This window comes from Burkholderia sp. Bp8992 (assembly GCF_003853705.1).
Lineage (GTDB): Bacteria > Pseudomonadota > Gammaproteobacteria > Burkholderiales > Burkholderiaceae > Burkholderia.
Window position 1 is genome coordinate 49,436 of record NZ_QTQI01000031.1, and the last position, 25,814, is coordinate 75,249.

21 protein-coding genes are annotated in these 25,814 nt (G+C 67.7%); 9 read left to right on the forward strand and 12 right to left on the reverse strand.

What is annotated here, in order from left to right:
- Nucleotides 1-9: 9 nt before the first annotated feature.
- Together DIE03_RS32475 and DIE03_RS32480 are read right to left on the reverse strand one after the other, a co-directional pair.
- On the reverse strand, nucleotides 10-1,311 hold the full coding sequence (locus DIE03_RS32475; protein ID WP_124456260.1) for a hypothetical protein: 1,302 nt from the start codon (nucleotides 1,309-1,311) through the stop codon (nucleotides 10-12).
- A 387-nt stretch (nucleotides 1,312-1,698) separates the two neighbouring features.
- Nucleotides 1,699-3,117 (reverse strand): MFS transporter, encoded by a 1,419-nt coding sequence (locus tag DIE03_RS32480; RefSeq protein ID WP_124456261.1) that lies wholly within the window; start codon nucleotides 3,115-3,117, stop codon nucleotides 1,699-1,701.
- A 439-nt stretch (nucleotides 3,118-3,556) separates the two neighbouring features.
- Here DIE03_RS32480 and DIE03_RS32485 point away from each other — a divergent pair, with 439 nt between their 5' ends.
- On the forward strand, nucleotides 3,557-6,001 hold the full coding sequence (locus tag DIE03_RS32485) for a DUF3772 domain-containing protein (protein ID WP_124456262.1): 2,445 nt from the start codon (nucleotides 3,557-3,559) through the stop codon (nucleotides 5,999-6,001).
- A 6-nt stretch (nucleotides 6,002-6,007) separates the two neighbouring features.
- Here DIE03_RS32485 and DIE03_RS32490 read toward each other — a convergent pair whose 3' ends face one another.
- The 4 genes from DIE03_RS32490 to DIE03_RS32505 form a co-directional block, all read right to left on the reverse strand.
- Nucleotides 6,008-6,451 (reverse strand): hypothetical protein, encoded by a 444-nt coding sequence (locus tag DIE03_RS32490; protein WP_124456263.1) that lies wholly within the window; start codon nucleotides 6,449-6,451, stop codon nucleotides 6,008-6,010.
- A 22-nt stretch (nucleotides 6,452-6,473) separates the two neighbouring features.
- Complete coding sequence (locus tag DIE03_RS32495) at nucleotides 6,474-6,935, reverse strand: VOC family protein (protein ID WP_260434989.1); 462 nt, start codon at nucleotides 6,933-6,935, stop codon at nucleotides 6,474-6,476.
- Nucleotides 6,932-7,354 carry a hypothetical protein gene (locus DIE03_RS32500; protein ID WP_185658265.1) on the reverse strand — a complete coding sequence of 141 codons (423 nt, stop codon included), beginning with the start codon at nucleotides 7,352-7,354 and terminating at the stop codon, nucleotides 6,932-6,934. Before DIE03_RS32500 ends, DIE03_RS32495 begins: the two co-directional genes overlap by 4 nt.
- A 233-nt stretch (nucleotides 7,355-7,587) precedes the next feature.
- Nucleotides 7,588-9,099 (reverse strand): aldehyde dehydrogenase family protein, encoded by a 1,512-nt coding sequence (locus tag DIE03_RS32505; RefSeq protein WP_124456264.1) that lies wholly within the window; start codon nucleotides 9,097-9,099, stop codon nucleotides 7,588-7,590.
- A 632-nt stretch (nucleotides 9,100-9,731) separates the two neighbouring features.
- Here DIE03_RS32505 and DIE03_RS32510 point away from each other — a divergent pair.
- From DIE03_RS32510 to DIE03_RS32520, 3 genes are all read left to right on the forward strand, one after another.
- A complete protein-coding gene (locus tag DIE03_RS32510) occupies nucleotides 9,732-11,312 on the forward strand; it encodes an amino acid permease (protein ID WP_124456265.1) in 1,581 nt (526 codons plus the stop codon).
- A gap of 142 nt (nucleotides 11,313-11,454) precedes the next feature.
- A complete protein-coding gene (locus DIE03_RS32515; RefSeq protein ID WP_124456266.1) occupies nucleotides 11,455-12,723 on the forward strand; it encodes an FAD-binding oxidoreductase in 1,269 nt (422 codons plus the stop codon).
- Nucleotides 12,724-12,850: 127 nt separating this feature from the next.
- Entirely contained in the window at nucleotides 12,851-13,525 is a 675-nt protein-coding gene (locus tag DIE03_RS32520; RefSeq protein WP_124456267.1) for a TetR family transcriptional regulator, read from the forward strand.
- Between the two features lie 57 nt (nucleotides 13,526-13,582).
- On the opposite strand, the gene DIE03_RS32525 is transcribed toward DIE03_RS32520, so the two are convergent.
- Together DIE03_RS32525 and DIE03_RS32530 are read right to left on the reverse strand one after the other, a co-directional pair.
- Nucleotides 13,583-15,376: a phospholipase D-like domain-containing protein gene (locus tag DIE03_RS32525; protein WP_124456268.1), complete on the reverse strand. Its 1,794-nt coding sequence runs from the start codon at nucleotides 15,374-15,376 to the stop codon at nucleotides 13,583-13,585.
- A gap of 105 nt (nucleotides 15,377-15,481) precedes the next feature.
- Nucleotides 15,482-16,240 carry a DeoR/GlpR family DNA-binding transcription regulator gene (locus tag DIE03_RS32530; protein ID WP_124456269.1) on the reverse strand — a complete coding sequence of 253 codons (759 nt, stop codon included), beginning with the start codon at nucleotides 16,238-16,240 and terminating at the stop codon, nucleotides 15,482-15,484.
- 217 nt (nucleotides 16,241-16,457) lie between these two features.
- Here DIE03_RS32530 and DIE03_RS32535 point away from each other — a divergent pair, with 217 nt between their 5' ends.
- From DIE03_RS32535 to nadE, 3 genes are all read left to right on the forward strand, one after another.
- On the forward strand, nucleotides 16,458-16,643 hold the full coding sequence (locus DIE03_RS32535) for a hypothetical protein (RefSeq protein WP_006480515.1): 186 nt from the start codon (nucleotides 16,458-16,460) through the stop codon (nucleotides 16,641-16,643).
- 223 nt (nucleotides 16,644-16,866) lie between these two features.
- Nucleotides 16,867-17,736: a DMT family transporter gene (locus DIE03_RS32540; RefSeq protein ID WP_124456270.1), complete on the forward strand. Its 870-nt coding sequence runs from the start codon at nucleotides 16,867-16,869 to the stop codon at nucleotides 17,734-17,736.
- A gap of 211 nt (nucleotides 17,737-17,947) precedes the next feature.
- Nucleotides 17,948-18,796 carry an ammonia-dependent NAD(+) synthetase gene (nadE, locus tag DIE03_RS32545; protein WP_124456271.1) on the forward strand — a complete coding sequence of 283 codons (849 nt, stop codon included), beginning with the start codon at nucleotides 17,948-17,950 and terminating at the stop codon, nucleotides 18,794-18,796.
- A gap of 71 nt (nucleotides 18,797-18,867) precedes the next feature.
- On the opposite strand, the gene DIE03_RS32550 is transcribed toward nadE, so the two are convergent.
- From DIE03_RS32550 to DIE03_RS32560, 3 genes are all read right to left on the reverse strand, one after another.
- Complete coding sequence (locus DIE03_RS32550; RefSeq protein WP_124456272.1) at nucleotides 18,868-20,544, reverse strand: S10 family peptidase; 1,677 nt, start codon at nucleotides 20,542-20,544, stop codon at nucleotides 18,868-18,870.
- 73 nt (nucleotides 20,545-20,617) lie between these two features.
- Complete coding sequence (locus DIE03_RS32555; protein WP_124456273.1) at nucleotides 20,618-22,210, reverse strand: protease pro-enzyme activation domain-containing protein; 1,593 nt, start codon at nucleotides 22,208-22,210, stop codon at nucleotides 20,618-20,620.
- A gap of 247 nt (nucleotides 22,211-22,457) precedes the next feature.
- Entirely contained in the window at nucleotides 22,458-23,084 is a 627-nt protein-coding gene (locus DIE03_RS32560) for a LysE family translocator (RefSeq protein ID WP_124456274.1), read from the reverse strand.
- A 134-nt stretch (nucleotides 23,085-23,218) separates the two neighbouring features.
- Here DIE03_RS32560 and DIE03_RS32565 point away from each other — a divergent pair, with 134 nt between their 5' ends.
- A complete protein-coding gene (locus DIE03_RS32565) occupies nucleotides 23,219-23,683 on the forward strand; it encodes an Lrp/AsnC family transcriptional regulator (protein ID WP_059238912.1) in 465 nt (154 codons plus the stop codon).
- Nucleotides 23,684-23,758: 75 nt separating this feature from the next.
- On the opposite strand, the gene DIE03_RS32570 is transcribed toward DIE03_RS32565, so the two are convergent.
- The gene (locus DIE03_RS32570) at nucleotides 23,759-24,676 is read right to left on the reverse strand and encodes a LysR family transcriptional regulator (RefSeq protein WP_260434990.1); all 918 of its coding nucleotides are present in this window, start codon (nucleotides 24,674-24,676) and stop codon (nucleotides 23,759-23,761) included.
- Between the two features lie 134 nt (nucleotides 24,677-24,810).
- Between DIE03_RS32570 and speB the strand changes: the two genes are divergently transcribed.
- Nucleotides 24,811-25,767, forward strand: coding sequence for an agmatinase (speB, locus tag DIE03_RS32575; RefSeq protein WP_039339741.1), 957 nt, complete (start codon nucleotides 24,811-24,813; stop codon nucleotides 25,765-25,767).
- Nucleotides 25,768-25,814: the final 47 nt, after the last annotated feature.

Below are 25,814 nucleotides of genomic sequence, written 5' to 3' on the forward strand. Positions count from 1 at the left end.
CACCGGCGGTCAGTCCGCCGTGTCGCCGCCCTTCGGCACCTTCGACCATGCCTTGCGCCCCGGCATCGGCGCCCAGGCCGGGCGGGCCTTGCGCGCGCTGTCGATCACGACCAGGTAGCGGCCCGCGATCGGCGTGATGTCGCGATCGCGGCGCAGCACCCACAGCGACTTGCCGGCCTCGACGCGCGCCTGGTAGTCGTCGTCGAGCAGCCCGTGACGGTCGAAGAACGTGTTCAGCGACGCCGGAATCCGCACGCAGCCCTTCGAGTGCCGGATGCCGAGCAGCGCTTCGAGGCGGTCGGGGTCGGTCGCATGCATCTGGAAGCGCATCGGCGACACGCCGCCCTTGCCCCAGCCGCGCTCGCCGTCGACCCAGCCGAAGTCGTAGATACGCATGTCGCGGTGCCCGTAGCCGCGAATGCCGTTCTCGTTCGTCGTCCCTTCCGCGCGGAAATCCATGTTGTCGGGCGAGTGATGGAACACGCCCAGCGGCGTCAGGAAGTGATCGTACTTGCCCGGCAGCCCGGTGCCGACCGGCGATGCGCCGATCATCATCCATGCGTTGGCCGGTGTTGCGCGGAAGTAGATGAAGAGCGCCTGTACGTTCGGCGTGCGGTCAACCATCGCAACGTATTCGCCGGCGAGGTCGCCGAGGTCCGCATCGACGAGTGCTCTCTGGAGCCGCTCGCCGTAGGCGCGCTGCTCGCTCGCGGGTACGTTCAGGCGGCGCGTGACTTCCTGCATGAAGCGCTTGCGCATGTCGACCGCACGCTCCGTTGCGTTCTTTGCTTCGTCGGCCGAGAGTGGCGGATGGCGACGCGGCGGGGTCGGTGCCGGTGCTTCAGCCTCGCTGGCCGCGGTCGCCGATGCGGCCGACGCCGGTTCAGCAGCGGACGCCGCGGAAGCAGCCGATGCGCCCGATGCCGTGCTGGCCGGCTCCGCAGGATGCGCATGTGACGCGGCGGGCGCCGCAGGCGCGGACGATGCGCCCGACGACGCATGCGCAGCCGAGGCGGGATGCGCATTAAAAACCGCCGACGCGGGCGACGCAGCTGATGAGGATGACGTAGCAACTGGCGACGATACGTCGGACGCGGCAAAGGCAGGCCGCCCGGCAAGAATGGAAATCGGCAGCGCGGCCGCGAGCCATACGTACATGGCTGCCGCGCGGGCAAGGCGGTTCGGCTTCGCAAATGGCCGCTTCAGGCTGGACAGGATCATACGTTCGAAGCCATCGGCCGATCCGGCCGCCGCAGGGTGCTGTTGCGAGCGGCGCATCTTCCGCGCGAGCCATCGACACGTCCGGCGCATCGTGTGCGCCCGGCGCCGACGCCTCTTTGCGGCGGAGCCGTTCGCTGATGCAACGCGTGCGGTCCGATGGCGGCTAATGAGTCGTCAGGCCCTTCATTTTACGCGTCAGTGCAGGATTCAGCAGCGGCAAAAGTCGCGGTTCTACGGCAGTTTTTCGCTTCGTCACGCTTTGTTTCAACTCGTTGCCCTTTGCGGCTTCGTTGCGTGTCACGCTTATAGGTTGGACGGTTTGGCGCGCGGCCCCCGGCGCCCGTGCGTTCGATACGAAACGCATGCTCCGGCATAATCAATTCGCATGTCAAATCATTATGGCGATGCGATGTCCGCATTGAAACCACATCGCACGCATGCCGCACAAACGAGGCGACACGCATGCGCACCTGCCGACTACTTCGAAATGGTTTCGAGCGCGATGCCCTTCGTGCGCGGGCCCATGAACCCGATCGCGGCCATCACGATCACCATCGCGCCTGCGATGAACGCGAACACGCCGAGCGTGCCGAAGCCGCGCAGCACGGCCGCGATCACGAACGACGAGAAGATCGCCGAGAAGCGGCTCCACGAATAGACGAAGCCGACGGCTCGCGCGCGGATCGACGTCGGGAACAGCTCGGCCTGGTATGCGTGGAAGCTGTACGACATGATGTTGCTCGCGAGCGTGAGGCCGATGCCGAGCACGATCAGGAACGCCCCTACCGTCGTCTGGCTGAACAACAACCCGCAGACGACGATCGCCGCCGCCATCGCGACGATCACCGACTTGCGCTCGAAGCGGTCGGCGATCACGAGGCCGATCAGCGGGCCGATCGGTGCCGCGAGTGCGATCACGCTCGAATACATCAGGCTCGACGTGATCGTGATGCCCTGCTTGATCAGCAGCGTCGGCACCCAGTTCGCGAAACCGTAGAAGCCGACCGTCTGGAACACGTTGAAGATCGTCATCATGATCGTGCGGCTGCGATACGGCGCAACCCACATGTCGCGGAAGCGGCCGCGCGGCGGCACGGGCTCGGCCGGCGCGGGCGTCGGCAGCGGCCGGCCGTACTCGGCTTCGACCTTCGCCTCGAGTGCGCGCATGATGCGATCGGCTTCGTCGACGCGCCCCTGCTGCGCGAGCCAGCGCGGGCTTTCCGGCAGTTCGCGGCGGATCCACCACACGAACAGCGCGCCGTGCGCGCCGATCAGCACGACCCAGCGCCAGCCGTCGAGGCCGAGCGGCGCGTGCGGCACGAGCAGGTACGCGAGGAACGCGACCACCGGCACCGCGACGAACCCGACCGCCTGTTCGCACGCGAACGCGCGGCCGCGGATCTGCTTCGGCACGAGTTCGGAGATGTACGTGCCGATCGTCACCATCTCGACGCCGAGGCCGAGACCGACGACGAAGCGCCAGAAGTTCAGCCCAGCCGCGGTGTCCTGGAACGCCATCACGACGTTGGCGGCCGTGTACCACAACAGCGACCACGTGAAGATCGCGCGGCGGCCGAAGCGGTCGGCGAGGAAGCCGCACGCGATCGTGCCGATGAAGAGCCCGGAGAACAGCGCGGCGATGAAGCTCGCGACGCCCGTGGTGCCGAACAGGCCGTGCGTCGTCGCGGAAAGGATGCCACTTTTCACGAGGCCGGGCGCGACGTAGCCGCTGTAGAGCAGGTCGTACAGTTCGAAGAAGAAGCCGAGGCTCAGCAGGACGACGAGTTTCCAGACGCTGCGGGTCGGCGGCAGGCGGTCGAGGCGGGCCGAGATGGAGCCGGGGTCGATGGAGGGGGATGGGGCTGCTGCCTGCGGAAGGCTGTCCGTTGAGGCCATCTTGGGCGCGTCTCCTGGTCGTGTCGTGTTGTGTATTGTTGTCCGGCGACCGTCGAGCCGCCGTCCGGCGAATCGCTGCATTGTACCGGCACCCCGTTCGGCGTACGCGCCGGCAAGCCGCGCAGCAGGCGTCCAAGCGGTTCGGACACCCCATTTTCGCGCGGGATAATGTGTAACTTGCGTAACCGTGTGTCGGGGACGGATAACGCACCGGACCGGCCCGCCGGTGCTGCCCGCCCCTAGCCGCTGGCGGCGCAGGCCCGGCGGTACGGGCCTGCCGTCGGGTTTCGCGCAAACGCGCGTCGCAGGCTTCGCGACAAACGGGGTACGCAATCGGTACAACCACGCCTTCCGCGGCCCGGTAACATGCTACCGGGCCAACTACCGGCTTCCGGCTGCCTTTCGGCATCCGATATTGTCGGCAAATCGTAAGCATTCCATGTCCATACAACGACTCTCCACGTACGCCCGCCGGATCGCGCTGATCGCGTTGCTGCAGTTCGCCGCGATCGCCACCGCATCGGCGTTTCCGGCAGCCGCTTCCGCCCCAGGCGCGAGCGGCGTCGGCGCGCCCGTGCCGGCCATCTCGCTGAACGACGCCGTCGCGCAACTCAAGCAGATGCAGGTCGAGCTCGACCGCATCAAGCAGCAGACTTCGACGTCGACCAACAGCAAGGAACTCGATGCGCTCGGCGACTCGGCGCAGGAGCTGAGCAGCGACGTCGCGAAACTGCAAAGCGATCTCACGCCGCAACGCGCGCAGATCCAGGCGCAACTCGACGTGCTCGGCCCGCCGCCTGCCGAGGGCGCCGCGCCGGAAACGGCGGCCGTCGCGAAGCAACGGGCCACGCTCGACGCGCGCAAGACGCAGATCGATGCGGCGCTGAAGCAGGCGGCAGACCAGAAGACCAGCCTCACGAACCTGACCGAGCAGTTCGCGAAGCTCCATCGCGGCCTGCTGAAGAACCAGCTCGCGTTCCGTTCGGGCAGCATCTTCAGCGCGCAGTTCTGGCTGCCGCTGTTCCACCTGTCGCCGGACGACCGCGAGCGGCTCGATGATTTCAACGGCGAACTGTTCGACATGCTGCGTTCGTCGTGGGTGCCCGGACAACGGGCGATCACCACGCTGCTGCTGATTGCCGCGTTCGCGGCGTGGCTCGGCGGCCGCAGGCTCATCGAGCGCTGGCTCGCCTGGATCGCGCTGAACCGCCTGCCGCACACCCGCCTGCGCCGCAGCGCGCTGGCGCTGACGACAGCCCTGTCGACCTTCCTGGCGACGGCCATTGCGATTCAGATCCTCTACCTCGCCGTCGCGCGCCACTACGAGCTCACGCCGTCGCTGACCGATCTGTGGGACCAGTTCGCGAAGCTCGCCGCGACCTGCGCGTTGATCGCCGGGCTCGGCCGCGCCCTGCTCTGCACGAAGCATCCGTCGTGGCGCCTGCCCGCGCTCGCCGATCCCGTCGCACTCGCGATGAAGCCGTTCCCCGCCATCCTGGCTGCGCTACTGCTGGTGTCGGGCACGCTCGAATCGATCAACCGGATCGTCGACACCAGCCTGTCGGTCACGCTGTTCGGTCGCGGCATCGTATCGCTCGTCGTCGCGCTGACGGTCGGCGCATCGCTGTTGCGCGCAAACCGCGCACGCACCGCGCTCGCGGCGGCCGGCGAGGCGCCCGAACAGCGCTCGACGCTCGCGGGGCTGATCCATGCCGGCGTCACGCTCGCGATCATCGCATCGCTGATCGCACTCCTGATCGGTTACATCACGGTCGCGCGCTTCATCACGTACGAACTCGTGTGGTTCGAGATCGTGCTGTGCGCGACCTACATCCTGATCCAGTTGACGCGCGACGCGAGCGAAAGCCTGTTCTCGTCGAGCCTGTCGACGGGCCAGCAGATCAAGCACCTGTTCGCGCTCGAAGACCGCCACCTCGACCAGGCGCGCACGGTCCTGTCCGGATTCGGCACGAGCCTGCTGATGCTGATTGCCGCCATCGCGCTGCTGACGGGCGGCTTCGGCACGACGCCGGGCGACCTGCTCGACAGCGCGGTCGCGATGATCGGCAGCCAGCGGCTGCAGAGCCTGAACATCATGCCCGACCGGATCCTGAACGCCGTGATCGGGTTCGCGATCGGCTTCTACCTGTTGCGCTCGCTGCGGCGCTGGCTCGACGGCGAGTTCATGCCCGCGCTCGGCATGGACACGGGGATGCGCGTGTCGCTGATCACGCTGTTCACCAATGTCGGCTACGTGCTGCTCGTGCTGATGACGCTCGGGCTCCTCGGCGTGCGGTGGAGCAACCTCGCGTGGATCGTCAGTGCGTTGTCGGTGGGTATCGGCTTCGGCCTGCAGGAAATCGTGAAGAACTTCGTGTCGGGGCTGATCCTGCTGACCGAGCGTCCGGTGAAGGTCGGCGACATGGTCAGCATCGCGGGCGTCGAAGGCGACATTCGCCGCATCAACGTGCGCGCGACCGAGATCCAGCTGAGCGACCGCTCGACCGTGATCGTGCCGAATTCGCAGTTGATCTCGCAGAACGTGCGCAACGTGACGATGGGCAACAGCACGCAGGGCGTCGCGACGCTGGTGCTGACGTTCCCGCTGAACACCGATCCCGAGCAGGTGCGCGACCTGCTGCTCGACGCGTACCGCGAACACCAGGCGATTCTCGAGAAGCCGGCGCCGTCGGTGACGTTCAGCCAGCTCACGCCGGAAGGCATCACGCTGAGCGTGACGGGTTACGTGTCGAGCCCACGGATTGCGAGTTCGACGAAGAGCGATCTGCTGTTCGAGATCCTGAAGCAGTTGCGCGCGGCCGGGATCACGCTGTCGAGCCCGCAGATGCTGGTCGTGCAGAACATGCCGGCGGCGGAGAAGTGATGCAGGCTACACGCCGGGTGGAATCCCGCTGAACGGCCGGGCAGGCTGTCCGCGGTCGATGCGCAGGTTCGCGACATCGTCCGCGGACACGACCCACGCATCGCCGGCCTGCGTCACGAATGCGATGGCGCCGTCCGCATGCCGGGCGGCGACGAACGGCTCCGACGTCGTCGACATCACGACCCAGTCGACCTGGTTTCCCGTTCGCTTGTAGAAGAACCCGTATGACCCGTGCACGGCGCCCTCGCCGCCCGCATAGGTCGCGCCGTCGATCTCGATCGAGAATCGCTCGAACGCATCGGTGACATCGGATTCGTCGATGCCGATCGCGTCATCCAGCGCCAGTCGCGCACCGGCCGTCGTATAGCCGATCACGCGCGTGCGGCTCAACGCGATGCAGTCGGCGTAGAAAAGCGACTCGCTCCGTATCAGGTCCGCGAGCGTGTCCATTCGTGTCCCCGTCCTGATCCGGTCAAGCGATCGTGACCGTCTCTTTCCAGCCGTAGACGATCTCGTCGTTCGTCTCGTCGTCCACATCACACAGGATCGTGATCAGGTTTCCGCTGGGATCCAGAACGCGCGCAGCATATCCGGCTGGCATTCGCGCGATCTCCTTGAACGTCGCACCGACCTCCTTCAGATGCTGGCAAAAGACACCGAAGTCTTTTTCGACCCGGACCCGAAGGATCGAGATGCCACTCACCGGATCGCATTTTTCCCGAGAAACGAACTGACCAGTTCCGCCGTCGCCCCCGAACAAGACTTCCCGTTCGTCGACGACCTGAAAGCCCAGGCCACGGCCATAAAAATCCACCATGGCCCGAATACCCTTCGGCTTCACCGGAATGACAAACCTGACCTTGTTTTTGATGTCGTCCATATCGTCCCGCTTGCCTGCGGTTGGTTTGGCGGTATTCAGCGAGATGCCGATCAACCCGACGCATTCGTCAATGGTGGCAACGAAATCCCGCCCTGCTCCAGGACAGCGATCGTCGTGCGAAGAAAAGCCAGCGGCTGATCGGTTCTCGCACCATACAAATCGACGATCCCGACCTCGACAACGGCCTCGACCAGCGTCATAAACCTTTGCAACTCTCCATCCGGCAGTGCCGATTCGACTCCTGCCGGAACGGGATCGCCTCTGCCGTTGAGTTCGAGCAGTGCCCCTTTGCGCTCCCACTCGGGCAGGCTCCCGGCGACAGCGATGGAATCGAGATGAGCCAGAAGCGCATCGATGGCCGCGTGCGAAAGCCCGTTTGCGTCGCAATAACGACGCAAACACGAAGACGCATAGACCTGCATGCCGACTGGCGACAACATCGCCAGTCTCTCGATAAGCTCTTGTCCGTTCACGATCTCGGCACCGTCAACCGGGGCCGGCAGATCCTTTCGCCGGAGAAAGCGTCTGTCGACGTGTCACCCGCGCGCTCCCGGCCCGTCATCGATCAATCCCCTGCGTCAATCGCCCCGATCGACGCCCACGCGCACGATACCGCATTGCGCCGTCCCAAACACAAACGGCCGGCACCGCAACGCGGCAGCCGGCCCTTTCTACTCACACGCAGCGCCCGTCCGGGCGCCCAGTATCACACGTCGAACTTCACGCCCTGCGCCAGCGGCAGTTGCCGGCTGTAGTTGATCGTGTTCGTCGCACGACGCATATACGCCTTCCACGCATCCGAACCCGACTCGCGGCCGCCGCCGGTTTCCTTCTCGCCGCCGAACGCGCCGCCGATTTCCGCGCCGCTCGTGCCGATGTTCACGTTGACGATCCCGCAGTCGCTGCCGGCCGCCGACATGAACTGCTCGGCTTCACGCATGTCGTTCGTGAAGATCGCCGACGACAGGCCTTGTGGCACCGCGTTGTGCAGCTCGATTGCGTCGTCGAAGTTGTCGTAGACCATCACGTACAGGATCGGCGCGAACGTCTCGCGCTCGACCACCGCCGATTGCTTCGGCATCCGCACGATTGCCGGACGCACGTAGTACGCATCGGCATGACCAACATCGACGCGCTCGCCGCCTTTCACTTCGCCGCCCTGCTCGCGCGCATCGCCCAGCGCCTTCTGCATCGCGTCGAACGATGCGCGATCGACCAGCGGGCCGACCAGCGTGCCTTCTTCAAGCGGGTTGCCGACCTTCACCGACGTGTAGGCCTTCTCGATGCGCGGCAGCAGCTGCTCGACCAGGCTGCGATGCACGATCAGGCGGCGCAGCGTCGTGCAGCGCTGGCCGGCCGTGCCGACCGCCGCGAACGTCACGGCACGCACGACGAGATCCAGATCGGCGCTCGGCGCGACGATCATCCCGTTGTTGCCGCCGAGTTCGAGGATGCCGCGTGCAAGACGCTGGCTCAGCACCTTCGCGACTTCCTGGCCCATCCGCACGCTGCCCGTCGCGCTGACGACCGGCACCTTCTTCGACGCCGTCAGCACCTCGCCGACATCGCGCATGCCGAGCACCAGCTGGCTCAGTTCCGCCGGCGCGACGCCCGGATGCGTCTTCTCGAATTCGCGGATCGCCTTCTGGAGCAGCACGTGGCACGCGATCGCGGTGAGCGGCGTCTTCTCGGACGGCTTCCACACGACCGAATCGCCGCACACGAACGCGAGTGCCGCGTTCCATGCCCACACCGCAACCGGGAAGTTGAACGCCGAGATCACGCCGCACACGCCGATCGGGTGCCACGTTTCCATCATCCGGTGGCCCGGGCGCTCGGACGCGATCGTCAGGCCGTAAAGCTGGCGCGACAGACCGACCGCGAAATCGCAGATGTCGATCATTTCCTGCACTTCGCCGAGGCCTTCCGACGTGATCTTGCCGGCCTCGAGCGTGACGAGGCGGCCAAGCTCGGCCTTGTGCTCGCGCAGGACGTTGCCGAACACGCGCACGAGTTCGCCGCGCACCGGCGCCGGCACCGTGCGCCACTTGAGGAATGCGTCGTGCGCGGCGTCGATCTTGCGTTCCGCGTCGGCCGGCGTGTCGACAGCCAGCGTCGCGAGCGTCGCGCCGTCGAGCGGCGAACGCGCGGTCAGCGCATTGCCTTTCCACTGGGCGAGATCGATGTCGAGCGCGGCAAGAATGTCGTTGAATTGCATCACTTCCTCTTCAGGGACAGATTGATCGGTGCGGCGGCAGCGCCGCCCGCGTGATTCGATTGGAGCGCGTTCGCGCGCCCTGTGCAAGCGGATGCGCCGCGCGGCGGGCCCGGTGCGCCGTACGGCGCATCGCGCTGCGCCGCCGCCGGAAGCCCGGCCGGACGGCGCGCACCCGCCTCGCAAGGCACGATCCATGAAACACATTGTCGGCGGCCACAAGTCGGGCCGCTATTGATATTAACTCACGACTTCATTCTCAAAACGCAACAACTCGGCAGTCCACCCCGTGCGTTTCCATCCCGATATGGGACGTATCCGAAGCCCGCAGCCATGCCGTCAGACAGGTCGAGGCACGACTCAAGTTGATGACAAACCCGCATCACCCTGTTCGGAAATATCGTTTGCCCGCGGCGCATCGGGCACACACAATCGGGGCGGCGTCGAGGTGCAGCGCACCCGGCGCGCCGCCGGCCGCCGCTACGGCAGCCGGACGCCAGACGAACGCGACACGCATCGCGGCCCGGTTCATCCGGCCCGTTTCGCACCGTATCACCGCTGCCCGGCCCGCGCCCGGCAACGCGTCGCGCTTCGTCACCGAAAAACAATCCCGGAGACAGCGCCCAGCGCCCGCCATGCATTCAGATGCCCGCCCCGATTCGCCCCGTCCTTCCGGCTCGCCGCCCGCGAAGCCGTCCCTCCACCGTGCGCTCCAGGCCCGCCATCTGCGCATGATCGCGATCGGAGGCTCGATCGGCACGGGCCTGTTCGTCGCGTCCGGCGCGTCGATCTCGCAGGCCGGCCCCGGCGGCGCGATGCTCGCGTACATGGTGATCGGCCTGATGGTCTATTTCCTGATGACGAGCCTCGGCGAGATGGCCGCGTTCATGCCGGTGTCGGGCTCGTTCGCGACCTACGGCGCGAAGTTCGTCGACGAAGGCTTCGGCTTCGCGCTCGGCTGGAACTACTGGTACAGCTGGGCCGTGACGTTGGCGGTGGAGCTCGTCGCCGGGCAGCTCGTGATGGGCTACTGGTTCCCGCACGTGCCGGGCGTCTGGTGGAGCGCGCTGTTCCTCACCTTGATCTTCGCGCTCAACGCGCTCTCGGTGCGCGGCTTTGGCGAAGCCGAATACTGGTTCGCGCTGATCAAGGTGCTGACGGTGCTCGCGTTCGTCGGCGTCGGCCTGCTGATGATCTTCGGGATCATGCAGGGCGGCCCGAGCGCCGGCTGGGGCAACTTCACGATCGGCGACGCACCGTTCGCCGGCGGCTGGGCGACGATGCTCGGCGTCGCGATGATCGCGGGCTTCTCGTTCCAGGGCACCGAGATGATCGGCGTCGCGGCCGGCGAATCGGAGAACCCGCGCACGACGATTCCGCGCGCGGTGAGCCAGATCTTCTGGCGCATCCTGCTGTTCTACGTGTTCGCGATCTTCGTGATCGGCGTGCTGATTCCCTATACCGACCCGAGCCTGCTGAAAAGCGACGTGACCGACATCGGCGTGAGCCCGTTCACGCTGGTGTTCCGCCACGCGGGCCTCGCCTTCGCGGCCGGCGTGATGAACGCGGTAATCCTGACGGCCGTGCTGTCGGCCGGCAACTCGGGCATGTACGCGTCGACGCGGATGCTCTTCAACCTCGCGGTCGAAGGCCGCGCGCCGAAGCTGTTCGCGAAGCTGTCGCCGGGCGGCGTGCCGCGCAACGCGCTGTATGCGACCACCGCCGTCGGCGCGCTGTGCTTCCTCACATCGTTGTACGGCGACAAGACCGTGTACATGTGGCTGCTGAACACGTCGGGCATGGCCGGCTTCATCACGTGGCTCGGCATCGCGGTCAGCCACTACCGGTTCCGCAAGGGCTTCCTGAAGCAGGGCTACCGGCTCGACCAGCTGCCGTACCGGTCGAAGTGGTTCCCGTTCGGCCCGCTGTTCGCGTTCGCGCTGTGCGCGGTCGTCGCGCTCGGCCAGGACTACCAGGCGTTCCTCTCCGACAAGATCGACTGGGTCGGCGTCGCCGCGACCTACATCGGCCTGCCGTTCTTCCTCGCGATCTGGCTCGGCTATGCGCTCGTGCGCAAATGCCGCCTCGTGCGCTACGAAGACATGGAGATCGCGCCGTGGATCGAACGCAACGCGACGCCCGAAACCGCGCCGCAGGCCGACACCGGCTACGCGGGCTACGTCGCGCGCCCGGCCAACCCGACGCCGGGCGCCTGAAGCCTGACGTCACGCTTCGCGCCGGCTGCCGCCCGACCGCGGCGGCCGGCCCCTGACAACCCCCATTCGACGCGGCGCGCGCGTTCAGGCAAGATCGACGCGCGCCGTCCGTTTCTCCGCCGTCACGAATCATCGAAATCGCATGCAGAACTTCTACGAAGCCACCGTTACCCGCCAGCCGTACCCGCAACTGACCGGCACGATCGATACGCAGGTCTGCATCGTCGGCGGCGGCCTCGCCGGCCTGTGCACGGCGCTCGGCCTCGTCGAGCGCGGCGTGCACGACGTCGTCGTGCTCGACAGCGAACGGGTCGGCTTCGGCGCGTCGGGCCGCAACGGCGGCTTCGTGTTCGGCGGCTACAGCCTCGACAACGCCGACCTGCTGCGCATGCTCGGCCGCGACGAAGGGCGCCGGCTGTACCGGCTCACCGTCGATGCGGTCGACCTGATCCGCACGCGCATTGCACGTTACGGAATCGACTGCGACATCGTCGACCAGGGCGTGATGCTGGCGAACTGGTTCGACGACCCGTCGCGGCTCGACGGCGTGCGCACGCTGATGAAGAACGAACTCGGCGTCGACTGGGAACCCGTCCCGACCGGCGCGCTGCGCGAGCGGCTGAAGACGCAACGCTATTACGGCGGCCTGTTCGAGCCGAACGCGTTCCACTTCCATCCGCTCAAGTACGTGCTCGGCGTCGCGGCGGCCGCGTCGCGCGGCGGCGCACGCGTGTATGAACGCTCGGCGGCGCTCGGCATCGCGCGCGAAGGCGCCGGGTACGTCGTGCGCACGGCGCAGGGTGCGGTGCGCGCAAAGGACGTCGTGTTCGCCGGCGGCGGTTACGCGCGCGGCGTGTCGCCGCGCATCGAGCGCGCGGTGCTGCCGATCGCGACCTACGTGATCGCGACCGAACCGCTCGGCACGCGGCTGCCCGACGCGATCGACGCGCCGTACGCGATCTACGACACGCGTTTCGCGTTCGACTACTACCGCCCGCTGAAGGACACGCGGATCCTGTGGGGCGGCCGGATCTCGGTGCTCGACCGCGGCCCCGACGCGATCGCGCGCCTGCTGCGGCGCGACCTGCTGCGCGTGTATCCGCAACTGGAAGGCGTGAAGGTCGACTACGCGTGGGGCGGGCTGATGAGCTACGCGCGGCACAAGATGCCGCAGATCGGGCGCGACGCGGACGGCGTGTGGCACGCAATCGCGTTCGGCGGCCACGGAATGGCGCCGACCACGGTGGCCGGCGAAGCGCTCGCCGCCGCGCTGGCCGAAGGCCGGCCGGTGCCGGACGGCTTCGCCGCGTTCGGGCTCACACGCACGTTCGGGCTGGCCGGCCTCGCCGCCGCGCAGCTCACGTACACCGCATACCAGGCCCGCGACGCGCTCGCATCGTGCCGCCGCTGAGCGGCCGCGGCAGCGGAAACGGCCCGCCGGGCGGCCTTGCCGATTAGAGCGGAAGGTCGGCCGGGCGGCGATTTCCCGCATGCTAGAATGCCTCTTCCAAGCCGCCGCGAAGCCACAACAAAGTCACATGAAAGCAGGAAGCAAGGCCGCCACGTCCGATACCCGCGCGCTTGCGTCCGAAGCGCGGCGTAAATACGATCCCGAGCAAACCAAGCGCAACATCCTCGATGTCGCCACGCAGGAATTCTCTGCGATGGGCCTCGCCGGTGCACGCGTCGACGCGATCGCCGAGCGCACGAACACGACGAAGCGCATGCTCTACTACTACTTCGAAAGCAAGGAAGGCCTGTACGAGGCCGTGCTGGAGAAGGTGTACGGCGACATCCGCGCGCTCGAGCAGGAACTGCACGTCGGCGACATGGAGCCGCGCGAAGGCATGCGCCGCCTCGTCGAATTCACGTTCGACTATCACGACAAGCATCGCGACTTCGTCCGTCTCGTGTCGATCGAGAACATCCACGGCGCGAAGTATGTCGAACAGCTGAAGTCGTTCAAGAACCGCAACGTCAGCATCATCAAGACGCTCGAGGAACTGGTCGAGCGTGGTGCGGCCAGCGGCGTGTTCCGCAAGGACATCGACGCCTTCGACCTGCACCTGCTGATCAGCTCGTTCTGCTTCCATCGCGTGTCGAACCGCTACACGTTCGGCGCCGCGTTCGGCCGCGATCCGTCGGCGCCGCGCCTGCGCGCGCGGCATCGCGACACGATCGCCGACGCCGTGCTGCGCTACGTCGCCGCATAAGCAGCGATAACCGCCGGCCGGGGCACGCACCCTCTGCGCCCGTCGCGCTTCAGCGCGTCAGTCCGTCGGCGCGGTCGACGCCAGCGCGATCCGCGCCTTCTCTTCCGGGCTTCCCGCCACGTAATACTTCTTCGCCCAGCTCGAATCGGGCGCGAGCGCGAGCCGCGCATGCGCGCCCGTCCCGGCATCCGTGCCGTGCTGCTTCGCGTTGATCGCCAGCGCCCGCGCGCGATAGTGCTCGTAGAGCCGCAGGAATTCCGCGAGATAGATCGCCGCGATCCGCTGGTCGCGGATCTCGAGCAGGTTCTCGTCGTTGTATTGCTCCGAATTGCGGCTCATGTTCGCCGAGCCCGTATAGACGACCGGATGCGCGCCTTCCGCATCGATCACGATGAACTTGTGATGGATCACGACGGGCGGAAAGGCCGGCGCCGGCTCGCCCGGAAAGAGCCGCAGCTCCGGCGCGAAGCCCTGCGGCACGGTGGCCGGCGAGAAATACGCGGCATCGATCACGTCGTGGTTGTCGCGGCTGCGGTGGTACAGCTCGAGGTTCGCGAGCGTCGCCGCATCGAGCGCCTGGCCCGCCTGCTGCGCGGTATCGGCCTTCGTCGCACTGCCGACGTTGATCCTGTTCACCAGCCCGAACATCATCAGCCCGCGGTCGCCGGCCGCGAAACAGGCGTCGCGCAGCGCCGCATCGGTCGGCATGAACAGGCAGAACGACACCGAATGCTTCGCGGCCGCGATCGCGGCGACGATCGTGTCGATCTCCGTGCGCTGCCCCGCCGGCTCCGGCGAAAACGCGACGCGCACCTGCGCACTGCCGATCGTCATCGGCGCCGACCAGCCCGACGTCAGCTTCGCCGTCTCCGCAATCGACGGATTCCCGGCCAGCGCATGCGCGCGGTCGTTGTACAGCGCGGCCAGCACGGACGAGTCGAATGCGTGCAGCACGTTGGCCTGCTCGGTCAGCCCCTCGGTCGTGAAGTTCGCGGACCCGGTCAGCACGCGCGCGGGCGCCGGATTCGACGGTGCGTCGGTCACGATGAACTTGTCGTGCATGATGTGCGTCTTGTCGCGCGGCGCGAGCGTCGCGAGGCCCTGCAGCGCGTCGACGGCCGGCTGGTTCGGCGACGGCAGCGGCGGCTTGCCCTTGCGCGCCGTGGTGTGCGCGTCGTAGACGATCGCGAGCGACGCTTCGCCGTGCTTGCGCCCAAACGCCTCGAACGCGGGCAGCGCCCACAGCGTGTCGGTCAGGTGATAGACGGCCGACGCCGCGCGCGACGCGGGGTCGAGCATCTCCGCGAACACCTGCTCCATGTCGTTCGCGAGCCAGGTGCGCAGCTTCAGCGCCTGCGCCGCGCCCGGCGCCTGGTTCGGCGCGAGACCCAGCGCCGCGACCTGCTTCGCGAACGCCTGCGAGCTGACCACCGCGCGGTTGAACCACGTACCGATGCCGTCCTCGATGTGTGCGGGCAGCACGACGTCGCACACGCCGGCCTGCGCGTCGAGCACCTGCAGGTTCGCCGGCGTGCCGACGACCGGGTAGACGTCGTAGCGGAACGACGCACCGCGGTCCTGAGGATCGATGCGCGCATCCCACCACATGAATTTCTGGATCGGCGCCTGGTCGGTCGGTGCGTCGCCCTGCGTGTCGGCGGCCGGGCCGTCGAACGTCAGGCGGTTCGGCAGCCAGCTGTCCGGCGCACGCGTCTTGCCGTCGACCGACCAGAAGCCCGGCGTGCGCCGGATCGCGAAGCCGAGGAAATCGGGCCGCGACGCCGCATCGGGCCAGTCGAAGGCCAGCAGGACCAAGGTGGGGGAAAGATAGCTGCGCACGCTGACGGTCATTCGTTGCTCCCTGGCCAGGCGGCCGGTCGAGGTGAATGGGTCAGTGTTGACGGCGGTTCTTCCCGCGGGATGACGGTTCGATGAACCTTGTATGTCGGACGCGCGTCAGTCGCACACGAGCAGTTCGATCCCTCGTGCGGTCAGCGCGCGGCGCACGGCCTTGTCGGGCGCGCGCTCGGTCACGAGATAGCGGGCGGCAGCCGTGCCGTTGATCCGCACCGGCGTCACGCGGCCGAATTTCGAATGGTCGGCGACGATGATCGCCGTGCCGGCCGCCGCAATCATCCGGCTGCGCACTTCGGCCGCGAGCCGCGAGTAGTCGGTGCATTCGCCGTCGGGCGTGATGCCGCCGGCGCCGACGAACGCGAAATCGACGTGGTATTGCGCGAGCTGGTGGATCGTGTCGAGCCCGAAGGTGGCGTCCTCGTCGTCGGACAGCTCGCCGCCGAGCAGCGTCACGCGGTTGCCGTTGCGCCGCGCGAGCACGAACGCGGTACGCCAGTCGTTCGTGTAGATCGACAGCCGGTGCCGGTCGGCAAGCGCCAGCGCGACCGCATGCGGCGTGCTGCCCGAATCGATCAGCACCGATGCATCGTCGGGCACGAATTCGGCCGCGCGCCGCCCGATCGTGCGCTTCGCTTCGGCGTTCGCGGCTTCGCGCTCGGACAGGCTCGGCTCGCGGCGATCCGCGGCCAGCGCGCCGCCGTGCGTCATCACGAGCAGGCCGCGCGCGGCCAGCGCGTTCAGGTCGCGCCTGATCGTCTCGCGCGACACGTCGAGCGAACGGACGAGTTCCGCGACCGACAGCGCGCCCGACCGTCCGAGCTCCGACAGGATGTATTGATGACGTTGTTCCGCCAGCATCGCGTGTGCGCCCGAGGCGACAGTTATGGGTAAGCCGGCCATTGTATTACGGCCGTTTGACCGGCATTTGACGGCGGCGCGAAACGGGGTCGGCCGGGGCCGGCCGCGTTTCCCGAAAGCGAAATTCTGTATTGCCTGACGCGCGCGAATCGGCGCAATGCCGGTTGCTACACTTTGCGTTTCGCCGAACGACGGATCAAGCAAAGGGGCTCGCGCCATGTATCGCAAAGGCAGTGTGATCGAAATCCAGTTTCCGCCCGAACGCCTCAACGACGCGGCCGGCGATCCGTACTGGATCGACCTGACGCTCGACGAAGCGCGCCGGCTCTACGAACAGCTCGCTGCGCGTTTCGCGACCGACGCGCGCGCGAACCAGCCGCTCGACACGTTCTCGATCGACTGATTCCGCCGATTCGGCAGATCGCCGCGCCTTCACGGCAGCCCGCGCCGCATCGTGCGGCGCGGCACCCATCCCTATCCGCGCCGCCAACCCGGCGCGCCATGAGCACCGGGCACCGCCACGCATCACGCGGCACGAGTGCAGGATTCGACAAGACGCCGGCACCGCTTCACCCGATACTGGCGGACTTCCTGGTTCTGTCCGGCCGCGTCGCGGCCCGTCACGCATGCTTACCTCGATCGTCGCCGCCGCGTTCGTCGCGCTGTGGTCCACCGGCTTCATCGTTGCGCGGGCAATCAAGCCCTACGCCGATCCCAACCTGTTCCTGCTCGCGCGTTTCGCGGGCACCGCCGTGCTGTTCGGCGCCGTGGCGCTCGTCGCGCGCGCACCGTGGCCGGCCCGCCGCGAATGGCCGCGCCACCTGATCGCGGGCGCGCTGCTGCAGGGCGTCTATCTCGGCGCGAGCTACTGGGCCGTCGCGCAAGGGTTGAACGCCGGTGTCATGGCGCTGCTCGGCGCGCTGCAGCCGCTCGCCACCGCCGTGCTCGCCGTCCCGCTGTTCAACGAGCGCCTGCCCAGGCGCGGCTGGCTCGGGATGGCGCTCGGGCTCGCCGGCGTCGCGCTCGTGCTGGCGCCGAAGGTCACGGGCGGCGTCGCGCCGCCGCCGGACGCGGCGCCTGCATGGCTCGTCGTCGCCGTGTCGGTCCTGGCGGTCGGGTCGATCACGGCCGGCTCGCTGTACCAGAAAGGCAAGCTCGCGCAGAGCGACCTGCGCACGGCGGTTGCCGTGCAGAACTTCGGCGCGGCGCTCGTCGCGGCCGTCTTCGCCGCGCTGCTTCATGAAACACGCTGGATCGGCGCGCCGGCGCTGTGGGTATCGCTGGTGTGGGGCGTCGTGTTCCTGTCCGGCGGCGCGGTCACGATGCTGATGTGGATGCTGCGCCGCGGCAATGCAGCGCGCGCGACATCGCTGCTGTTCCTCGCGCCGCCGCTGGCCGCGCTGCAGGGCTACTGGCTGTTCGGCGAAACGCTCGCGGCGATCCAGCTCGCCGGCTTCGCGCTCGCGCTGGTGGGTGTCGTGCTCGCACGGCGCTGATCTCGGCCATCCGGCCGGCATCCCCGTCGAAAGGGCGAGCATGGATGCCCGTCGCGCGGCGTCCTGCACCCGGCCGACGCACCCTGCACCACTGCGAGGCAGCGCGTCTCGCCGATGCAACGCGAAACCGCCGGAACGCACGCCCGGCGCGGCGGCGCGCCGCGATTGCGCTTATGATGAGCGCCTTGCATTTCGTTCCGGAACTTCCTTCATGACATCCGCCGATTACGCCAGCCGCCAACGCGCGATCATTGCCGAACTGAACGTCGCCCCGCACTTCGATGCCGAGGCCGAAATCGCCCGCCGCGTCGAGTTCCTCGCGCAGTACCTGCGTTCGACCGGCCTGCGGACCTACGTGCTCGGCATCAGCGGCGGCGTCGATTCGTCGACGGCCGGCCGGCTCGCGCAACTGTCGGTCGAGCACCTGCGCGCCGGCGGCTACGATGCGCGCTTCATCGCGATGCGCTTGCCGAACGGCGTGCAGAACGACGAAGAGGATGCGCAACGCGCGCTCGCGTTCGTGCGCGCGGACGAGGTATTGACGGTCGACGTGAAGCCGGCCGCCGACGCGATGCTGCGCTCGCTGGTCGCCTCCGGCCACGCATTCGAAACGCCGGCGCAGCAGGATTTCGTGCACGGCAACATCAAGGCGCGCGAGCGCATGATCGCGCAGTACGCGGTGGCCGGCGCGCGGCGCGGCATCGTGATCGGTACCGACCATGCGGCCGAATCGCTGATGGGTTTCTTCACGAAGTTCGGCGACGGCGGCGCGGACATCCTGCCGCTCGCGGGCCTGAGCAAGCGTCGCGTACGTGCGGTCGCGCGTGCGCTCGGCGGCGAGGAACTGATCGTGATGAAGGTGCCGACGGCCGACCTCGAGGAACTGCGCCCGCTGCGGCCCGACGAGCACGCGTACGGCGTGACCTACGACGAGATCGACGATTTCCTCGAAGGCAAGCCGGTTGAAGATCGCGTGTACGAAACGGTGCTGCGCTTCTTCGACGGTTCGCGCCACAAGCGCGCGCTGCCGTACACGCCGTTCGACTGGCCGGCCGCGTAAGCCGGCCGCTGCGGCTGAAATACCGCGCGCGAGCCGTCAAGGCTGCGCGCGGCACACCGCGACGGGCGACGCTACGCGTGCCCGCCCGCCTTCTTCGCCTGCAACGCGCGAATCCGCATCCGCGCACCCGTATCGCTGACCGTCGCGTCGTACATCGTCGCGAGGTCGCGCTTGAGCGCGGTGCGCGAGCCGCCGTCGAGATACACCATGTGCCCCGACGGATAGAACCGCGCCGACAGGTTCTGCCGCACCTTCAGGTCCTCCAGCGGCATCTGCTGCAGGTCGATCACGGTCTGGTAGAACGGCGTGACGAAATCGTACAAGCCGTTCGCCGACAGCACCTTCAGGTCGACGTTCAACGCCATCACCGCGGCGAGATCGCCGGCCGTATAGAGAATCACGTTCCCCTGTGCATCGATGCCCTGCTGCGCGCCGGTCGGGTCGATGTGGCTGAAATCCCAGTTCCGGAACGCCTGGTCGTTCAGGTCGGTGAACGCGGAATTCGACGTGAACTTCAGTTGCTCGTTCAGGTAGCTGTTCCACATCGCCGTATAGACGCCCGTCACGGCCGTCATCGTCGGATCGTTGCCGCCCGAGTTCGGGTCGATCTTGCCGGCGATACCCGACGAGATTCCGGTCACGCGGCCGTCGTACGAGCCGAGCGCGAGCCCCTGCGCATGCAGCAGCGTCGTCAGGAACAGCGAATTGCCGCGCGTGTCGTAGCCTGCGACGTCGAGACTCCACGATTGCAGCGTCGCCGCGTCGATGCCCGTGTATTGCGACAGTTTCTGCACGGCTGCCGGATCCGCATGCGGAAGCGTGCGCAGCGCCTTCAGGTAGTCGGTGCGCGCGAACTGCGCGACTTCCTCGACGAACGCGCCGAGGTCGGTCGGCGCCGGCGTGATGCCGAGCTTCTTGTGGTACCACGCGTCGGCCGCGGCGGTCGGCAGCGCGCCGACCGGGTTGCCGGCCTGCCGGTAGTCGAGGATCGACGACTGCAGCGTGACGCCGTTCAGGTCGACACCGTCCTCGTGCAGCTTGTACGCGAGCACGCAGCTGCGCGCGGTGCCGTACGACTCGCCGAACAGGTACTTCGGCGAATTCCAGCGGTTGTTCTTCGTCAGGTAGCGCTTGATGAACTGCTTGAGCGAATCCGCATCCTGGTCGACGCCCCAGAAGTTGCGGTTCTTGTTCGGCGCGACGGCCGCCGAATAGCCGGTGCCGACCGGGTTGATGAACACGAGATCGCTGTGGTCGATCATGCTGTCCGGGTTGTCTTCCATCTGGTACGGCGCGGGCGGCGTGAAACCCGGCATCGACGTCTTGATGCGCTTCGGCGCGAACGAGCCGAGCAGCACGAACACCGACGACGAACCGGGGCCGCCGTTGTAGAAGAACGTCACCGGGCGCGTCTCTTCCTTCGCGCCGTCGGCCGTGAACGCGACATAGAAAAGCTTCGCGGCCGGTTGCGAACTGCTCGGGTCGACCGTCACGAGGTGGCCGGCCGTCGCCGTGTACGCGATGCGCTTGCCGTCGATCAGGATCGTGTGATGCGTAATCGCGGCCGCCTCGGTCGTGTCGGTCACCGAATCGTCGGGGCCGTTGCCGTACGCGACCGGATCGAAGAACGGCTGGTCGCGGCCGCGGCTCAGCGCGACCGGGTTGACGGTCGGCGGCACGCCATGCGAATTGTGGTCGCCGTGATGCAGCGGATACACGCCGCCGGAAGATGCGGAATCGATGCCCATCGTGCTGCTCCTGGAGGTGAAAAAAGACGCGGGCAGGACACCCGCGTCGAACGGAAAGGCGTGTGCCCGCGCGTCAGCTCGACGGCTTGCGCGCGAGGATCGCGGCGAGCTGCGCGCCGTTCGGGCTGCCGAGGCCCGTGCACGCGTCCCAGCCGGAGGCGGCCGCATAGGTGCCGTTCGATCCCTTCGTGATGTCGCGCAGCGCGCCCGGATTCTTGTACAGCACCGGATTGATCCAGCCGGCCGATGCGCCGGCCGCCGCATTGATCCGCGCGATCAGCGCGGCCCACAGCGGCGCGACCGCGCTCGTGCCGCCCATCACCGCGGCCGTGCCGGCGACCGATATCTCGTAGCCCGTCTGCGGCGATGCATCGCCGGCCACGTCGGGCACGCCGCGTTTCGCGAGCGGCGTGCGGCTGCCGTCGGCGAGCGTGACCGCGAGCCCCTGCTGCCATGCCGGCACGTCGAACAGCGTGCTGACGCCGCCGCCGCCCGCGCCGCCGCCGGCTGCCTCGTCGTTCCACACGACCTCGCTGCGGATGCCCTGCCCCGGCAGCGCGTCGAGCTGCGTACCGCCGCAGCCGAGCACGTACGGGCTCGACGCGGGGAAGTCGACGTGATCGGCGCTATCCTGCAGCCCGTCGCCCGAGCCGCTGTCGCCCGACGCCGCGCAGACGGTGACGCCCTGCGCGGCCGCCGCCTGCAGCACGCGGTTGAACGCCTGCGCCGACTGCGCCTGCCAGGTCGCTTCCGGGCCGCCCCAACTGATCGAGATCACCGACGGCTTGTTGGTCGTGTCGCTGACGGCCGCGTTGACGGCCTGGATGAAGCCCGCGTCGCTGTTCGGCGCGAAGTAGACGGCGATCTTCGCGGCCGGCGCGATCGCGCCGGCAATCTCGATGTCGAGCGCGACTTCGCCGTCCGGGCCGTTCGGGTCGCCGGTCGGCGTGTTGCGGCCGGTACCGACGTTCACGTCGACGAGCGCCGGCGGCGTCGTGATGCCGAGCCCGCGAAAATACTGCTGGATGTCGGCCGCGCGATAGCCGCCGCCGAGTTCGACGATCGCGATGCACTGGCCGGCGCCGTCGCCGGCCGGAAAACCGTACAGCGACGCCAGCTGGACCGGCGTGAACGTGACGCCCGCCGCGCCGCCGCGCGCGGGCCGGAACGGCGGACGCAGCCGGAAGTGCGGCCGCGCCTGCGGGCGGCTGTCGAGGCCGAGCACGGCCGTGACGGCGTCGCCGAGATCGTCGGGCAGCGCGATCGGGCCCGAGCGGCCGCGATACTGGCCGATCGACCGATGCTCGAAACGCTCGAGCTTCACGCTGAATGCGGCCTCGAACTGCGCGATCGTGCCCGACAGCACGACGACGCTCTCGACCGGATCGACGCGATCGACCGCGAGCTGGTGATGACGCGCGAAGTCCTCGGTCTTGCGGATGTCGTCGGGATTGGCGGAGAAACGCTGCGCGAACGCTTCACGCGACAGCGGTTTTGCCTGTGCTTCGCCGGTGGCGAGCTGGTGGACCAACGTATCGAGTTGCCCTTCTTCCTGCCGCCGCAACATGATCGTGACGTGGATGCGTTCTGCCGGATCGCACGGGCCGAGGCACTTGGACTCGGCGACGATTCGGGGTTCACGGTCGGCGTGAAGATGCCTTGCCATGTTCAGACCCTCCTTGGTACCGCGTTGCACGGAACAGCCGGGAAATCGGACATAGCCGGCGGAAATCGGTTCCGTTCGGTCAGTCGGTTCGCGATTGCGCGAAGTTAAGGGAAGTTTAGAACAGTCAGACGATTTGCGCGCACGCCCTTCTGCTGCAAGGCTCGCGCGTGAAGGTCGGCATCGCGCGCGGCCGCGGCGCGCGGCGCATCGTTGCCGCGCCGCCTGTCGACCGGCGCGGCAACCGCGTTCAGTCCATTGAAAGGCGCAGCGCGAATCCGATCAGCGCCGCCGAAAACGTCCAGCGCTGCACGGTCTGCGCGAGCGGATGCGCACGCATCCACGCGGCGATGCGCGACGCGCCGAACACGCACGCGAGGTCGAAGCACACGCCGGCCGCGACCAGCAGCGCGCCGAGTTCGAACATCTGCAGGACGACCGGTCCGGCCTCGGGCCGCACGAACTGCGGCAGCAGCACCGAGCAGAACAGCAGCGCCTTCGGGTTCAGGAGGTTCGTCAGCAGCCCCTTCACGAACGACTGCCGCAGCTCGCCGGCCGTCGCCGCCGCGTCGCTGTCGCCGAGCGCGAACACCGGCGAGCGGAACACCTGGATTGCAACATAGGCGAGATACAGCGCGCCGCCGTAGCGGATCACCTCGTACAGCCACGGCGCGCTGCGGATCAGTGCCGCGACGCCGCACGCCGACAGCGTCACGTGCGCGGTGCGCGCGAGCGACAACCCGGCCGCCGCCGCCATGCCCGGCCGTACGCCGCGGCCGATGCTGGTCTGCAGCACGAGCGCCATGTCGGGCCCCGGCACCGCATAAATGGCCGCCAGCGCGGCGAGATAAATCAACAGCAAATGCGTGGAAATCATGGTCTGCCCCCGTCCTTCAATGACGATATGTTGCCGCTGAAGGAGGAGAGATTATTGGCCATCTTTGGCTTCGGATTGGCGATTCGTAGCGGAATCCGCCACAATCACCGAATCGAAACAAGGATTCCGCCAACATGACCGAGCTCGACAAAACCGACCGCGCGATCCTCGCTGCGGTGCAGCGCGACGGCCGCCTGCCGATCGCGCGCCTCGCCGAATCCGTCGGCCTGTCCGAGACGCCTTGCGCACGGCGCCTCAAGCGGCTCGAAAGCGACGGCTACATCGAGCGCTACCGTGCGCAGCTGTCGCGACAGGCGCTCGGCTTCGGCGTCGTCGCGTTCGTGCTCGTGCGGTTCGCGACGCACGACCGCAAGGTCGCCGACCGGTTCGAACGCGAAGTGCTCGGCATCGAGCGGATCCTCGCGTGCCACAACGTCGCGGGCACGGCCGACTACCTGCTGCAGGTGGTTGCGCGCGACCTCGACGACTACGGCACGTTCCTGCGCGACTCGCTGCGGATGTTGCCGGGCGTGACGTCGATCGAATCGGCGCTGTCGCTGCGCGAGGTGAAGCACGACGCAGGCTTGCCGGTGCCGTGATGCATGGCATGGCGCGGCGTGGCGCGGCGAAGCGCGCCGGCGTAACACTGGTTCACAGTGTTGGCGGCACCGGCGTCATGCGATGTCGGGCGCCTGGTGCGCGCGTTCGAGATCCTCGAGAAACGCTTCCACGAGCGGATTCCCGCGCCCGTTGCGCGCGACGACCATGTGGAACGTCACGTCGTAGCGCAGTTCGTCCGGATTGAGCGGCGCGAGCAGCCCCTGCGCGACGTACGGCGCCGCGAAGTGCTGCGGCAGGTAGCCGAGGTGGTGGCCGGACAGGATCAGCAGCGCGACGGCCTCCATGTTGTCGGCGGTCGCGGTCACGCGGTCGGGCGTCGTCGACAGCTGCGCCTCCGGCAGCGGATACGAGCGCCATGCCCATTCGAAGCCCGCGACATCGGCCGGCGTCAACATGCCCGCACCGTCGAACAGCGGATGGCCGCGGCCGCAGTACGCGACCTGGCGCTCGATGAACAGCGGCGTGTAGTGCAGCGACGGCACGCGGTGCCAGAAGTAGCCGACCGCGATCTGGATCTCGTCGCTCAGCAGCTTCTCCTCGAGGTCGCCCGGCGCGCGCACCGAAATCGAGAAGCGCACGGCTTCGTCGCGCGTGCGGAACGCGGCGATCGCCTCGGCGATCCGCGCATTCTGGCTCACCGGCGTATGGCCGATCAGGCCGATGTTCAGCGTGCCGACCAGCTGGCGGTCCATGTGCCGCGCGGCCATCCCGAATTCGTCGAGCGCCGCGAGCAGCTTGCGGCTCATCGCGTGGAACCGCTCGCCCTTCGGCGTGAGCCGGAAACCGCTGCGGCCGCGCTCGCAGAGCCGGTAGCCGAGCCGCGTCTCGAGCGACGACAGCTGCGCGCTGATCGTCGACTGCCCGACGTTCAGCACGGCCTGCGCGGCCGATACGCCGCCCGCGTCCGTGACTGCGAGAAACACGCGGATCAACCGCAGATCGAGGGTCGACAGATTCCCCAGCACGTTCATCCCCTTCCATACATCGATGAAAATCGATGTTTACGTCGATATCTTCGCATTCTTCTTTCCCGGCGGAGCGCGTAAAACTGTGCGCCAGGCCGCGTCGCATGATACGGCAACCCCACATCGGAAGAGGCATCCCCATGAACGACCACACCCATTTCCAGCCGCTCGGCGGCAATGAAATGCCGCGCTGCGGCGGCATCGCGACGATGATGCGCCTGCCGCACGTGGCGAGCGCCGAAGGCCTCGACGCCTGCTTCGTCGGCGTGCCGTTCGATCTCGGCACGTCCAACCGCACCGGCGCACGCTTCGGCCCGCGCCAGATCCGCACGGAATCCGTGCTGCTGCGCCCGTACAACATGGCCACGCGCGCCGCACCGTTCGATTCGCTGCAGATCGCCGACATCGGCGACGTCGCGATCAACCCGTACAACCTGCACGATTCGATCGCTCGCATCGAAGCCGCGTACGACGCGATCCTCGAGCACGACTGCAAGCCGATCACACTCGGCGGCGACCATACGATCGCGCTGCCGATCCTGCGCGCGATCCACCGCAAGCACGGCAAGGTTGCATTGATCCACGTCGATGCACACGCCGACGTGAACGACACGATGATGGGCGAAAAGATCGCGCACGGCACGCCGTTCCGCCGCGCGGTCGAGGAAGGCCTGCTGCACGGCGACAAGGTCACGCAGATCGGCCTGCGCGGCACCGGCTACGCGGCCGAGGATTTCGACTGGTGCCGCGAGCAGGGTTTCCGCGTCGTCCAGGCCGAGGAATGCTGGAACAAGTCGCTGGCGCCGCTGATGGAAGAAGTACGCGCACGCATCGGCGACACGCCCGTCTACATCACCTTCGACATCGACGGCATCGACCCGGCCTACGCGCCGGGCACCGGCACGCCGGAAATCGCGGGCCTCACGGTGCCGCAGGCGCTCGAGATCATCCGCGGCGCGAAGGGGCTGAACATCGTCGGCTGCGATCTCGTCGAAGTCGCGCCGCCGTACGACCCGTTCGGCACCACGGCGCTGCTCGGCGCGAACCTCGCGTACGAGCTGCTGTGCGTGCTGCCGGGCGTCGCGTACCGCGACTGATCCCGGTACCGCCACTATTCCAAATCAAAGGATTCCAGAGGAGCACA